This window comes from Pectobacterium sp. F1-1 (genome assembly GCF_025643735.1).
GTDB classification, from domain to species: Bacteria; Pseudomonadota; Gammaproteobacteria; order Enterobacterales; family Enterobacteriaceae; genus Pectobacterium; species Pectobacterium colocasium.
The window spans coordinates 1,439,946-1,454,183 of record NZ_CP104733.1; the positions used below are offsets into that span (position 1 = coordinate 1,439,946).

The window sequence follows — 14,238 nt, forward strand, 5'->3', positions numbered from 1 at the left end:
TCTGGTGAAAATAGGACGGATAGGGCATCTGAGAGCATTTGATCGCGTAAATCCCGTTGATTTCAGCGTCCTGATAACACCAGCTTGACATATAATAATCAATCTTCAATATGAAACATCCCGTTTCTCAGACTACCTGCACGGGCGGGATGGCGCGTATTGGATGGGGTTAACATACCGTTTCGGAACCGATGGATTTATTTATGAATTACCAAAATGATGATTTAAGAATTAAAGAGATTAATGAACTTTTGCCGCCGGTTGCTTTGTTAGAAAAGTTTCCAGCCACGGAGAAGGCAGCGGAAACGGTATCGTTCGCACGTACTGCCATCCATAAAATACTTAACGGCAATGATGATCGCTTGCTGGTGGTGATTGGTCCTTGCTCGATTCACGACACAAAAGCGGCAAAAGAGTACGCTGCGCGTCTGCTAACGCTGCGTGATGAGCTGAGCGCCGATCTGGAAGTCGTGATGCGGGTTTATTTTGAAAAACCTCGCACCACAATTGGCTGGAAAGGGCTAATCAACGATCCGCACATGGACAACAGCTTCCAGATCAATGACGGCTTGCGCATTGCGCGCCAGCTGTTGCTGGAAATTAACGATACCGGTTTGCCGGCTGCGGGTGAATTCCTGGATATGATCACCCCGCAATACCTGGCGGATTTGATGAGCTGGGGCGCAATCGGGGCCCGTACAACAGAATCTCAGGTACACCGTGAACTGGCCTCTGGCCTGTCATGTCCTGTTGGTTTTAAAAATGGCACCGACGGTACCATCAAGGTTGCGATTGACGCGATTAACGCCGCCAGCGCACCGCACTGCTTCTTGTCTGTGACCAAATGGGGTCATTCGGCTATCGTGAACACCAGCGGTAACAACGATTGCCACATCATTTTGCGCGGCGGAAAAACGCCAAACTACAGCGCTGAGCACGTGAAAGACGTAAAAATTGGTCTGGAAAAAGCGGGTCTGACACCGCAGGTCATGATCGATTTCAGCCATGCTAACAGCAGCAAGCAGTTTAAAAAGCAGATGGATGTCTGTACTGACGTCAGTGGGCAGATCGCTCAGGGCGACAAAGCGATTATGGGCGTGATGGTGGAAAGCCATCTGGTTGAAGGTAACCAGAGTCTGGAAAGTGGTGAACCGCTGGTTTATGGCCGCAGCGTGACCGATGCGTGTATTGGCTGGGAAGATACGGAATCCCTGCTGCGTCAGTTAGCGTCTGCCGTACGCGAACGCCGCAGTAAATAACACTTGAATGGCGAGCAGGAAGCTCGCCATAAAAATCCGGTACAGGCATTGAGGAATTCTCACAAATCTGGCGCAATAAATTAGAACCCTACTTTATTTGTTAGGTTCTGACCAGATTGGTAACAACAACGTCCAGCGTTATTCGTTTTAAAACCAGTGGGAGTGTCTCAGGATATTCTCAACACCTGTCAGATATAGAAGCACACCGCGTGCTTTCACCGTGTTAGCCTATTGAATTCTAAAAGAAAATTATCGTAATTTGGTAGAATAGAGCGGAACGCGGTTTGTCTTTTTTTATCTATTGATAATCAATGAGTTATAGATATGTACCGGTGTGGAAAAATCGGTAGGATTCTTTATTCTGGAAAAAATGTTATAAAACAAATCTCTATATTTAGAGTGTTCCCCGCACACGCGGGGATAAACCGGCGAATTTGTTTATAACCAAGTTTTAATAAGAGTGTTCCCCGCACACGCGGGGATAAACCGGCACAGGCCAAATTCGGCGACAAGTCAAGCGCGTGTTCCCCGCACACGCGGGGATAAACCGCAGAATGGGACAACTTGCTAAACGGCAAACTGGTGTTCCCCGCACACGCGGGGATAAACCGGCTCGCAAGAAGCGCTTAACGAAGTTGCAACAGTGTTCCCCGCACACGCGGGGATAAACCGGCAAGGGGTCTGCAACGCCGCTGATTAACCACGTGTTCCCCGCACACGCGGGGATAAACCGCTCTTCAAGCAATGCGCGTCAGATTGGAGCTTGTGTTCCCCGCACACGCGGGGATAAACCGTCTTTTCAAATTTTCGGAGTCCAACGCTCTTAGTGTTCCCCGCACACGCGGGGATAAACCGGGAATCGATATAAATGAATACGGCAATTCCTAGTGTTCCCCGCACATGCGGGGATAAACCACTCCAGCTAACAGCAATTACATACCATCAACGGTGCGGGTCAGTAATGCTGTAATAGTATGAAAAATAGTGGATATATCTGCGGTGCAGAAAGGTATTTACTCTGCAGGTGGCTGATGCGTTTTATCTTGTTTTTTATCGGTACAGTTTCGGGAAGGTATTGTTCGATACGGGCTAAGGTGAGCGATACGTTACACGTTAAAGCTGTGTTCGCGTCGAGAAGGGTATTCTGTCGAAAGTATATGGTATAACGCTATGTCTGTCTTTTTTACCCGGTCATTACTGAAGAGTTCCAGTAATGACCGGGCTTTTCTCATTCGGGGCTAAATTACTTCGCTTTACCCTGATTCGCTACTGCGGCCGCTTTTGCAGCGATTTCGTCTGCATTGCCCAGGTAGTAACGTTTAATTGGTTTGAAGTTCTCGTCGAACTCATATACCAACGGCACGCCAGTTGGGATATTCAGTTCCAGAATTTCGTCTTCGCCCATGTTGTCCAGGTATTTCACCAGTGCACGCAGTGAGTTACCGTGAGCCGCGATGATGACGCGCTCGCCGCTCTTAATGCGTGGCAGGATGGTTTCATTCCAGTAAGGCACAACACGTTCGATGGTCAGCGCCAGGCTTTCAGTCAGTGGCAGCTCTTTGTCGCTCAGAGATGCGTAACGTGGGTCGTGGCCTGGGAAACGTTCGTCATCACGCGTCAACTCTGGTGGCGTAATCGCAAAACCACGGCGCCATTGTTTAACCTGCTCGTCACCGTATTTTTCAGCGGTTTCGGCTTTGTTCAGACCCTGCAGCGCACCGTAGTGGCGCTCATTCAGTTTCCAGGATTTTTCCACTGGCAACCAGGCTTGATCCAGCTCGTCCAGTACGTTCCACAGTGTGTGAATGGCACGTTTCAGCACGGAGGTATACGCGAAATCAAAGGCAAAACCTTCGTCTTTCAGCAGCTGACCTGCGGCTTTGGCTTCTGAACGGCCTTTGTCGGACAGATCGACATCGTACCAGCCTGTGAAGCGGTTTTCATTGTTCCACTGGCTCTCACCGTGTCTTACCAGTACCAGCTTAGTTACAGCCATAGCTAAACTCCTTCCTATCCTAAGATTTCTGTGATAACTGATTTCATTATAGGGGCGGAGAACGGTTATCGGCAATCGATAGTCGATGGCAAGCGTGATTTATCCGCAGGTTATTTGCGTAAAATCACGCTCTGGCTTTACCGTTTCAGCAAACCGGTTTCCCCCTTGTGCAATAACAGATAAACCGCAGGGATCACCAGCATTGACAGCAGAGGAGCGCTTACCATGCCGCCTATCATCGGCGCGGCGATCCGCTGCATGATTTCGGAACCGCTGCCTCCGCCCCACATAATGGGCAGCAGGCCTGCCATAATCGTTGCTACGGTCATCATTTTTGGCCGTACCCGCAGAACAGCCCCTTCGTGGATAGCATCCATTAACTGCTGGCGCGACAGCGCCTGACCGGCCACGCGGTGTTTTTCCACCGCATGATTGAGGTAGAGCAGCATGATGACGCCAAATTCCGCCGAGACACCCGCCAGTGCAATAAAGCCTACGGCACCAGCTACAGAAAGATTATAGCCAAGGATATAGAGCAGCCAGACGCCACCAATCAGCGCGAAGGGCAGCGTTGCCATAATCAGCAACGCATCTTTGATGCGGTTGAAGGTGACATACAACAGCACAAAAATGATCAGCAGCGTAAAGGGAACAACGACTTTCATTTTTTCTGTCGCGCGTTCCAGATACTCAAACTGACCGGACCAGCTCAGCGACACCCCTTCCGGCAGCGTGACCTGCTGGGCGACGGCCTGCTGCATATCTTCAACGGCGGATTTCAGGTCACGGCCGCGCAGATCGACATAAATCCAGTCGGACAGACGACTGTTCTCGCTTTTCAGCATGGGGGGCCCTTCACTGACGCGAATATCAGCCAGCTCTGCCAGTGTCACTCTGCTGCCGTTTGCCGTCACGATGGGCAGGTCACGCAATTTTTGTAGTGAATCACGTAATTCACGCGGGTAGCGGATATTGATGGGGTAACGCTGACGACCTTCAATGGTTTCGCCGATATTCTGCCCGCCGATGAGCGTTGCGACCACCGACTGAAGCTCCTCAACAGACACGCCGTAGCGCGCGGCGCGCGGGCGGTCGATATCAATATCGATATAGCGCCCGCCTGCTAACCGCTCCGCCAGCGCAGAGGTCACGCCCGGCACCTGTTTTACCACCTGCTCGATTTGCTCGGCGGTACGCTCAATATCTGCCAGATTATTGCCGTTGACCTTGATGCCCACCGGGCTTTTGATACCGGTAGCCAGCATGTCCAGCCGGTTGCGAATCGGTGGCACCCACACGTTGGCGATGCCCGGCAGGCTGACGGTGCGATCCAACTCGGCCACCAGCTTGTCCATGGTCATGCCCTCACGCCACTGGTTGCGCGGTTTCAGCCGAATCGTACTTTCCAGCATGGTGAGCGGAGCGGGGTCGGTTGCCGTTTCGGCCCGACCTGCTTTACCGAAAACCGATTCAACTTCGGGCACGGTTTTAATCAACCGATCCGTTTGTTGCAGCAGGCGACCCGCTTCACGCGCGGAGATGCCGGGCAGGGTAGAAGGCATATACAGCAGATCGCCTTCATCCAGCGGCGGCATGAATTCGCTTCCCAGACGGCTGAGCGGAAAGAGCGTGAGCAGCAACAGCAGGCCGGAGACCAGTAGCGTGATCTTCGGATAGCTCAGCACTTTTTGCAGCACCGGGTGATAGAGTGCAATCAGCCAACGGTTAATCGGATTTGCCTGCTCGTCCGGTATCTTACCGCGCACGAAATATCCCATTAATACCGGAACCAGCGTAATCCCTAATCCGGCGGCAACGGCCATGGCATAGGTTTTGGTAAAAGCCAGCGGTGAAAACATGCGGCCTTCTTGCGCCTCCAGTGAGAACACCGGTACAAACGACAGCGTAATGATCAGCAGGCTGCAAAACAGCGCGGGACCGACTTCCACCGCCGCCCGTTCCGCTAACTGCCACCACTCGTTATTTTGCGGCTGCTTGCCGGGGTTTTCATGCCGCCACTGCTCAATGACTTTATGCATATTTTCTATCATCACAATCGCGGCATCCACCATGGCACCGATAGCAATCGCGATTCCGCCCAGTGACATGATATTCGCGTTCACGCCCTGATAGCGCATGATGATAAACGCCCCCAGTATCCCCAGCGGCAGGCTGATAATCGCCACCAGCGCCGAGCGGAAGTGGAACAAAAACAGGGCGCAGATGACGGCGACAACGGCAAACTCTTCCAACAGCTTAAAGCTGAGCGTGTCGATAGCGTGTTCTATCAACTGCGAGCGATCGTAGGTTGGGACGATCTCAACGCCCGCTGGCAGGCTTTTTTGTATCTCCTGTAAGCGTGCTTTGACGGCATGCAGCGTATTCAGCGCATTTTTACCATAGCGCAGGACGATAATGCCGCCCGCCACTTCACCTTCGCCATTCAGTTCGGCGATGCCGCGCCGCATCTCCGGCCCTTCTCTGAGCGTAGCCACGTCCTGTAACAGCACAGGAATGCCGTTGCGGGTGGTAATCACCACGTGGTTAAAGTCTTGCGCGGTTTTCAGGTAGCCAGTGGTGCGTACCATATACTCCGCCTCACCCAGCTCAAGCACGGAGCCGCCATTTTCCTGATTGGCTGCCTGCACGGCACTCACGATCTGCTGGTGGGTGATGCCCTGCGTCCGCATCCGTTCTGGATCGACGATGATCTGATACTGCTTGACCATACCGCCCACACTGGCGACTTCTGCCACATCAGGCACCGTTTTCAGCTCATATTTCAGCAGCCAATCCTGAAACCCGCGCAGGTCAGCCAGGCTGTATTTGCCGCTGCGATCGACCAGCGCGTATTCGTAGATCCAGCCTACGCCAGTGGCATCCGGCCCCAGCGAGGTTTTGGCCTCGGCGGGCAGGCTGGATTGCACCTGACTGAGGTACTCCAGCACGCGGGAGCGCGCCCAGTAAGGATCGGTTCCGTCCTCAAACAGCACGTAGACGTAGGCATCGCCGAACATGGAAAAGCCCCGGACTGTCTTGGCGCCCGGCACGGAAAGCATGGTGGTGGTGAGCGGATAGGTCACCTGATTTTCCACCACCTGTGGCGCTTTCCCCGGATAGCTGACGCGAATGATGACCTGCACGTCAGACAGATCGGGAAGAGCATCCAGCGGCGTTTTTTGCAGGGAAAGCAGCCCCCACGCCGCCATGAATAGCGCCGCCAGCAAAACCAGCAGGCGATTGTTGAGCGACCAGCGAATTACGTAGGCAATCATGGATGGCCTCCGTGTCCGGCATGCGGATCGTCAGTAGCGGAAAAATGCAGAACGTGTATCCCGCTGTCGTCCATGCTGAACTGGAAACGCACGGTGCTGCCGAGCCCTACGCCCTGAGGCAGCCCTGATGGTGGCAGCGTGAAGTCCATCGTCATTGGTGACCAGTTGAGCGCCGGAACGGCTTCGTGCTCAATGGTAACCTGATTGCCGTTGATTGCCCTGATGACGCCCTGTGTTTGATAGCCAGCCGAGGTAGCTGGCGTTGCTGGGTTTTCTGATGTCTCTGCATCAAATTGCGGTAAGGCGCTGCGCAGGCTGGCTTCGGAATCAATCAGGAACTGGCCAGAGGTGACTACGCTGTCGCCCGCCTTTAAGCCCTCGATGATTTCGACCCAGTCGCCTAGCGACGCACCCACAGTGACGTTACGCGGGGTAAAATGACCGTTCCCGTCGCTCAGCAAGACCCGATTCTGGCTACCACTGACCAATAGTGCTTCCTGTGGGATCGCCAGACGCGGCTGTGCCTGAGCGTGAGAAAGCTGTACGGTGAGGTACATGCCGGGTTTTAGCTGCTGCTGTGGGTTGTCGAGTACGACACGCGCTTTTAACGTGCGCGTGGTGCTATCCAGCACGGGCAGCAGCTCGCTGATTTTGCCGTGGAAGGTTTTGCCCGGCCAGGCAGTGCTGGCGGCGCTGATGTCGCTGCCAATCGTGAGCTGCGCCGCCTGTGACTCGGGATAATCGACATCGACCCAAACTGGATTCAGGCTGGCAAGCTCAAATAACGACTGAGCAGGGCTTAACTGCATGCCTTGCCGTACTTCGAGCTTGTTCACGTAGCCATCTTCCGGTGCAGTAATGGCGATCCTATCCTGCGGCTTGCCGCTACGCTCGACCTGACGAATCACCGTTTCCGGCATGAAGAGCAGCGACAGCCGCTGTCGGGCCGATTGGCTAAGGATATCGTCGCCCAACTGCCGCACTGCCAAATATTCGCGCTGCGCCGCCGCCCAGGTTGGGTTCCACAATGTGGCCAGCGTTTCGCCTTTCTTCACCTGCTGTTGCAGCGCATTAACTGTGAGTTTTTCGACAATGCCGCCGCTGGGCGCGACCAGCGTGTGCAATCCGCGCTCATTGATCGCGACGGTGCCGTAACCCGTGCTACGGTCGGCAAGTTCGCGTATTTCCGCGCGGGCGGTGCGGACGCCGAGGTTTTGCTGCTGGCGGGCGCTGACGGTGATACCGCCATCATCCTGTACTTCATCGGCGTAGCGGGGCACCAGTTCCATATCCATAAAGGGGGATTTCCCCGGCTTGTCGAAACGTTTATCCGGCACCATTGGGTCGTACCAGTAGAGGGCGGTACGTTCTGTCTCAATTTCCACGGGGGCGTGCGATGTTTGCTGTTGACCCACCAGATAGCCCACGCCGCCCGCACTGATCACAGCCAGTGTCACCAGACTAAACATGAGTGATTTTCTCGTTACGTTTTTGTTCATCGCGCAGGGCTTCCTTGTGGTGTCAGATAGCGGATGGCAGCCCAATATTGTGCCATCTCCCGGGCGGTATCCTGAACCGCGATCCGGCTTTCAAGCAGGGCCCGGCGGGCATCCAGTACTGCAGCGAGATTACTGCTGCCGGATTGATACTGAGCCTGAATCAGCTTGATGCGCTGCTGTTGTAGCGGGAGAACGTCGTTACTCTGACGCTGCCAGCGTGACTGTGCGGCGAGATATTGGGCAATCAGCGTATCGAGCTGCGCCTGATGTTCTCGTTCGGTGAGTAAGACTTTGTCGCGTGCCTCCATACTGCGCGAGACGTCTGCGGCGTAGTCCTTGTCCTGACGTTTGGAGGTGAACAGCGGCAAATCAACCGTCACCATCATGCCCGCCATGTCGTCGTAATCGTCACCACGTTTCGCGTAATAGACTTCAACATCGACATTAGGGATGGCAGCAACGGCTGACTGCGCGGAGCGAGCCTGTGCCAGTTCGGCTTCACGCCGTGCCTGTTGCATTTCCGGGTGCTGGTGAATGGCGCTGCTCAACACTTCTGGTGACGCTGGCAGTCGCTCAAAACGGGGCAGTTCTCCGTGCACGTTAATGGCCGTCATGCCGGTCAACTGCACGAGTCGAGCGTGCGCGATCTGAGTATCTCGTTCCGCGTCGGCCAGCTTGTCCTGCATGGTTGCTAGTGTCAGACGAGCATCCAGCACGCTACTGGTTTCACCGCCAGCCGCCACATTCGCTTTTTGTGACGCGATCTGCCGTTGGCTTTCGTTGACCAGTGCAACGACGTCGGCCAATGCTTTTTGCGAGAGTGCCAAATCCAGCCACGCCTGTGCCGTTTCCCGTTGCAGGCGAGCACGGATACTTTCGCTATTACTTTGCAGTGCGTCGGCTTCGACCCGAATAGCCTGTGCCTTACTATCACGCTTACGGCTGCTGACGTAGGTTTGCATGACGCCGATACGTTGCATCGTCATGCCTTCACGCGTGAGTCGGCTACCGTTGTTACCGCCTAATGGCAAATTCTCGACGCCAAATTTCAATTTGGGATCGGGGAGTTGCGTGGCGGAGTCGGCCATGTTCTGTAGTGCATTAATCTGGTGTTGATTGGCGGACAGATCGGCGGAATAACGTTCCGCCGCCTGTAAGGCCTGTTCAAGACTCAGATCTGCCGCAAATACGGCGGCAGGCAGCCACAGCAACATCGCCAGACACGCGCGCGCGGCATCCTGTTTGGATAAGTTCATGATGTGCTCCGGTTAAGGCTGCTGTGGTGTAATCGCGGTCAGAATGTAGCCGCTGTCGTTCTGGATAAAGCTGAATGAAACGGACGTGTTGATGGGTAACGGCGCTATTTTTCCCTCTGATGGCAGCGTGAAGGCCATCGTCATAGCCGGCCATTTTAGGTCGGCGATGGGGGCGTGAGAGATCGTCACGCTATTGGCGTTCCACTGTTTAACCATCCCGGTGCTCTGATAAACAACGGGAGTGGCCGCAGGAGGTGTGGTATCCATCATCGCGTGATGCTGGTGGTCGTTTGCCCACGCGGAAAAGGTAACGGAAGAAACAGAAAAAAGCAGGCCGCTAATCAGAGCCAGATAAGTGATACGCATAAAAATAATCCCAATAAAATAATTGATAAACAAGGTATTGCGCTCGCTGGCGCAGGGGTTATCAATCGCTTGGGTTATTCTCTGAATCGACAGAAGCGGATCTCAGTTGGCGGGCCAACTGCGGGAGGAGAGAGCCAGGCATCGCATGCCTGATTAAGGGTGACAGGGTTGTCTGCTAAAACCAGCTCACCGCTGACCGGCAGTGCGAGTAATGCCAGCGAACCGTTATCCTGCTTAACGCTATCCGGTATGCAGTGCTTTTCGCACAGTGGTGTTTGCTGGTCGGCAGTGTAAGACGCTTCAGCCGTATGCTGAGCGTGAGACGATAATGGCTGAACGTCAGCCTGTTGCAGATGTGCCTGATACTGAAGAGCGGGGGATGTCTGGCTGAGCGTCATATCGCATTGGTGACCTGCGATAGCCAGTTGTGCATTCAGGAAAAGCCAGCACAGCGCCAATAGCCATCCCCACCTGCCTTTATGGCGCAGATGATGAATGAGTAATGGAGACCGTGATGATGAGGACATGGCATTCCCTTTTTGGATGTCATAGCAGTGTAAGCGTCTGAACTGGAAGCGAGCAAGCGGGGAATGGCATAGTTTTGTAAAGTCGTGTAGTAAATTGGCAGAACCCTATCTGCCAATGTTATCAATGGGTTAATTATCTTTTGCGGTTCGGTTACTGTACGAGAAACTGGTACGTAGTATCCGAACGGTAGACTTTTCCCGGTTTGAGCCAGCAGTCGGGCTGCGGCCAGTCTGGGTGATTCGGGCTGTCCGGCAGGAATTCGCTTTCCAGCGCGACGCCAGCATAGTTTTCATACTGACCACCGTCTCGCGAAGGCGTTCCAGCCAGAAAGTTGCCGCTGTAGAGCTGCAAGGCGGGGGCGCTGGTGAAGACGCTCATCAGCACGCGGCCATCGGATGACCAGAGATTAGCTGCCGGGCTCTCGCTGGAAGCGCAGGTGCGATGCAGTAAGTAAGCGTGATCGTAACCGCCGACGGCCATTTGATCGCTGTCGCGCAGGAAATCCTCTTCGAGCGTTTTTGGCTGGCGGAAATCCATTCCGGTCGTGTTTACTGGTGTCAGGTCAGCGTTGGGAATTCCCGAGCTATTGACCGGTAAATAATAGTCAGCAAACAGCTGCAATTGGTGTTTACGTACGTCAGTCAGATCGCCGTCAAGGTTGAAATAGGCGTGGTTAGTCAGACAGACGGGGCAGGCTTTCTCTACGGTCGCCTGATACGAAATTTCCAGCGAATTATGTTCGGTCAGCGCGTAGGTCACCTGTACGTTGAGATGCCCTGGATATCCTTGATCGCCATCCGGCGAGTGCAACTGATACGTCACCTGCGCGGCATCCTGACTGGCTATTCGCCAGCGACGGGCGTGAAAGCCTTCCGGGCCACCGTGCAACTGGTGCTCGTTCTGGTTTGGAACCAGATGGAACGTTTCGGTTTCTCGACTGAATGTGGCTTTGGCTATGCGGTTGGCATAGCGGCCAATTGATGCACCGAGATAAGCGCTTTGTTGCGGATACTGCTCGGGCGATGCACAGCCCAATAAGACTTCTCGCACCTCACCTTCTGGTAGCGGCAGTTGACAGGAAAGCCAGGTTGCACCCCAGTCCATCAGGCGCACGCGCATGCCCGCCTGATTCTGCAAGGTTGTTAATTGAAACGGCTGACCATCTGGCGCCAGCGAAGTGAGACTTTCATTCAACATGACTTGCTCCTGTAGAGGTCTGAGAAGATAGAGAGGATTGGCCGATAGTTTCAAATAGGGGAAGGTTGCAGAAATTAGCTCTGCTACGCTTCCCTTAATTTGTCACTCGGCGTGAAAAAACGCCGTTATGCTTCGTCGAACCCATTGGGGTGGTTGGACTGCCAGCGCCAGGTGTCCTGCGCCATTTCTTGCAGTGAGCGTGTGACTCGCCAGTTAAGGTCTTTCGCTGCACGCTCGGCATCTGCCCAATAAGCGGGCAGATCGCCCTGACGACGCGGGGCAAAATGGTAAGCCAGCGGCTTGCCACAGGCCTGACTAAAGGCTTCGACGACCTGCAATACACTGTAGCCTATGCCTGCACCCAGATTATAAATATGCACGCCAGCACGATTTTGCAGGGTGTTCATTGCGGCGATATGACCGTCAGCCAGATCGACAACGTGGATGTAATCTCGCACGCCAGTGCCGTCAGCGGTAGGGTAGTCATTACCGAAGATTGCCAGTGAGTCGCGACGCCCGACGGCAACCTGAGCAATGTAAGGCATCAGGTTATTGGGCACGCCCTGCGGATCTTCGCCCATTTCACCCGATGGATGTGCGCCAACCGGGTTGAAATAACGTAATAGCGTAATACTCCATTCCGGTTCTGCATGCTGTAAGTCTTGCAGGATTTGCTCGACCATCAGCTTGCTGCGGCCATAGGGGCTGGCTGGGTGGCCCGTTGGGAAACTTTCCTGATAGGGGGTACGTGGTTGATCGCCATAGACGGTAGCTGAGGAACTAAAAATCAGGTTTTTTACGCCTGCTTTCTTCATGGCCTCAACCAACACAAGTGTACCGTAGACATTATTGTCATAGTAACTCAGCGGTTCACGCACCGATTCCCCCACGGCTTTCAAGCCGGCAAAGTGGATGACGGAATCAATGGAATGCTTAGCGAAAATATCGTCCAGTAGCGCGCTGTCGCGAATATCGCCTTGATAAAAAATGGGCGTTTTGTCGGTTAAGCGTGTAATAGTTTTAACGACGCTAGCCTTGCTGTTGCACAAGTTATCGAGAATGACCGGCGTGTGCCCAGCAGCCAGCAATTGTACGCATGTATGACTTCCTATGTAACCGCTACCACCTGTGACGAGAACGTTCATAATGACCCCTATTATCGCAATGCTGCAAAATAACATGGCTAGACGCTGAAAAAGGTGATCTACAGCGAGAATCTGCCTCTGTTATCGATGATTTATTTACGAATAAATTTAGTGAAGCGTAGGCTACAGTGTATATGAGCTCAGCTTTCTGCCCTACATTTTATTTTGTGGTAGCGTTATCATTCCTGTTTTTAGGTGTTATTTACATAGCTCATCAATTTGGTAGCGATAGATGTCGTTGTGAGGCACAAAAGTGAGCCGGTGTGTAATACACTCTGGTGCATCTTCTGCATGGTGAGAGACAAAGAGGAGCTGCGTTTCGCCCTCGCCAATCAGGATGTCTAACCAGCGGCGCACCAGTTGGCGATTGAGTGGATCCAGCCCCTGTAGGGGTTCGTCAAGAATGAGCAGGGCGGGGTGCTTGACTAACGCACGTGCAATCAACGTCAGACGCTGCTGACCCCAGGAGAGCGACTGAAATGGCGTATCAGCGATCGCGTCATTAAGCCCAAGCAGGGTGAGCCACTGCTCGGTCAGGTGGCGCTGGCGGTCGGAAACAGCCTGATAAATACCGATAGAGTCAAAGAAGCCAGACAGGATAACGTTGCGAACGCTGGTGCTGACGCGGTAATCCAGATGGAAACTGCTGCTGACATAGCCGATGTGGCGCTTGATATCCCAGATGGTTTCCCCGCTGCCGCGTTTACGGCCAAACAGCGTGAGATCGTTGCTATAGCCTTGCGGATGATCGCCGGTAATCAGACTCAACAGCGTCGATTTTCCTGCGCCATTGGGGCCGACAATCTGCCAATGCTGTCCAGGCAGTACGTCCCATGTCAGTGCATGCAGAATGGGGCGATCGTTGTATTGCACCACGCCGTTACGCAACTGAATACGCGCTTCGTCAGCGGGAAGTGTCATGTAGCGCAGCGGATCTTCGGGTTCTGGCAGCGAACTCCCTGACAGCTTTTCGCTAAAAGCAAGTTGAGCCACCAGCGCTTCAGAGAGGATCGTTTCACGCTCGCCGAGGCGGGTCAGGGTACAGTCTGCCAGTACGCCGACATGGTTGATAAAATCAGGAATGTCGTCAAAGCGATTGAGAATAAGCACCAGCATATAACCCGTGCCTGCCAGTTTTCGCAGCTCATCAGCAAGCTGCTGGCGAGAGGCAACGTCCAGCCCATCAAAAGGCTCATCGAGAATCAGCAAGTCGGGCTGGGGCATCAGCGCCTGACACAGCATCGCTTTACGGGTTTCCCCTGTAGAGAGGTATTTGAAACGACGCTCCAGCAAATGCGCAATACCAAATTGGCGTGCCAGCTGTTGGCAACGTTCGGGATCGTTGAAGCTATCCTGAATCACTTCTGCCGTCGTGCGGCCAGTGTCATCTTCACCTTCACTCAGTAGATCGGTGTTATTGCGTTGCCACTCGTCAGAAACCAGTTTTTGTAATTGTTCAAACGACAGACGAACGGGGCGTTGGAATTCCGTTGTTCGTTCACCACGCAATAGCGGCAGCTCGCCGGATAGCGCCCGCGCCAGCGCTGATTTACCACTCCCGTTGGCCCCGACAAAGGCCCAGCACTGGTTTTCGTCGAGCATCAGTTCGTCCAGACGCAGCATGCGGGTATCGCTGAGACGAAACAGTCCCTGCGTGATTTTCAACAATGACATTTTCTATCCTTCGTCAGTCGGCGATAAGCGATGTTGGTAAATG

At 53.8% G+C, this 14,238-nt stretch carries 10 protein-coding genes and 1 CRISPR repeat array; of the genes, 1 reads left to right on the top strand and 9 read right to left on the bottom strand.

Features of this window, described 5'->3' with window-relative positions:
* Window positions 1-203 precede the first annotated feature (203 nt).
* Window positions 204-1,259, top strand: a complete 1,056-nt coding sequence (gene aroG / locus NAL19_RS06310) for a 3-deoxy-7-phosphoheptulonate synthase AroG (RefSeq protein WP_225087373.1) — start codon at window positions 204-206, stop codon at window positions 1,257-1,259.
* 399 nt (window positions 1,260-1,658) lie between these two features.
* Window positions 1,659-2,175: a CRISPR direct-repeat array (repeat unit 29 nt; unit sequence GTGTTCCCCGCACACGCGGGGATAAACCG).
* 327 nt (window positions 2,176-2,502) lie between these two features.
* On the opposite strand, the gene gpmA is transcribed toward aroG, so the two are convergent.
* From gpmA to modF, 9 genes are all read right to left on the bottom strand, one after another.
* Window positions 2,503-3,255 carry a 2,3-diphosphoglycerate-dependent phosphoglycerate mutase gene (gene gpmA / locus NAL19_RS06315; protein ID WP_015839535.1) on the bottom strand — a complete coding sequence of 251 codons (753 nt, stop codon included), beginning with the start codon at window positions 3,253-3,255 and terminating at the stop codon, window positions 2,503-2,505.
* 137 nt (window positions 3,256-3,392) lie between these two features.
* A complete protein-coding gene (locus NAL19_RS06320; RefSeq protein ID WP_263059134.1) occupies window positions 3,393-6,530 on the bottom strand; it encodes an efflux RND transporter permease subunit in 3,138 nt (1,045 codons plus the stop codon).
* Window positions 6,527-8,029: an efflux RND transporter periplasmic adaptor subunit gene (locus NAL19_RS06325; RefSeq protein ID WP_225087375.1), complete on the bottom strand. Its 1,503-nt coding sequence runs from the start codon at window positions 8,027-8,029 to the stop codon at window positions 6,527-6,529. The genes NAL19_RS06320 and NAL19_RS06325 overlap by 4 nt, the downstream gene beginning before the upstream one ends.
* On the bottom strand, window positions 8,026-9,285 hold the full coding sequence (locus NAL19_RS06330; protein ID WP_263059135.1) for a TolC family protein: 1,260 nt from the start codon (window positions 9,283-9,285) through the stop codon (window positions 8,026-8,028). Before NAL19_RS06330 ends, NAL19_RS06325 begins: the two co-directional genes overlap by 4 nt.
* Window positions 9,286-9,297: 12 nt before the next feature.
* Window positions 9,298-9,651: a copper-binding protein gene (locus NAL19_RS06335; RefSeq protein ID WP_263059136.1), complete on the bottom strand. Its 354-nt coding sequence runs from the start codon at window positions 9,649-9,651 to the stop codon at window positions 9,298-9,300.
* Window positions 9,652-9,725: 74 nt separating this feature from the next.
* Window positions 9,726-10,178, bottom strand: coding sequence for a hypothetical protein (locus NAL19_RS06340; protein ID WP_263059137.1), 453 nt, complete (start codon window positions 10,176-10,178; stop codon window positions 9,726-9,728).
* A gap of 151 nt (window positions 10,179-10,329) precedes the next feature.
* On the bottom strand, window positions 10,330-11,376 hold the full coding sequence (galM, locus tag NAL19_RS06345) for a galactose-1-epimerase (RefSeq protein WP_263059138.1): 1,047 nt from the start codon (window positions 11,374-11,376) through the stop codon (window positions 10,330-10,332).
* Between the two features lie 125 nt (window positions 11,377-11,501).
* Window positions 11,502-12,521 carry a UDP-glucose 4-epimerase GalE gene (gene galE, locus NAL19_RS06350; protein WP_263059139.1) on the bottom strand — a complete coding sequence of 340 codons (1,020 nt, stop codon included), beginning with the start codon at window positions 12,519-12,521 and terminating at the stop codon, window positions 11,502-11,504.
* 198 nt (window positions 12,522-12,719) lie between these two features.
* On the bottom strand, window positions 12,720-14,195 hold the full coding sequence (modF, locus tag NAL19_RS06355) for a molybdate ABC transporter ATP-binding protein ModF (RefSeq protein WP_263059140.1): 1,476 nt from the start codon (window positions 14,193-14,195) through the stop codon (window positions 12,720-12,722).
* Between the last annotated feature and the right edge of the window lie 43 nt (window positions 14,196-14,238).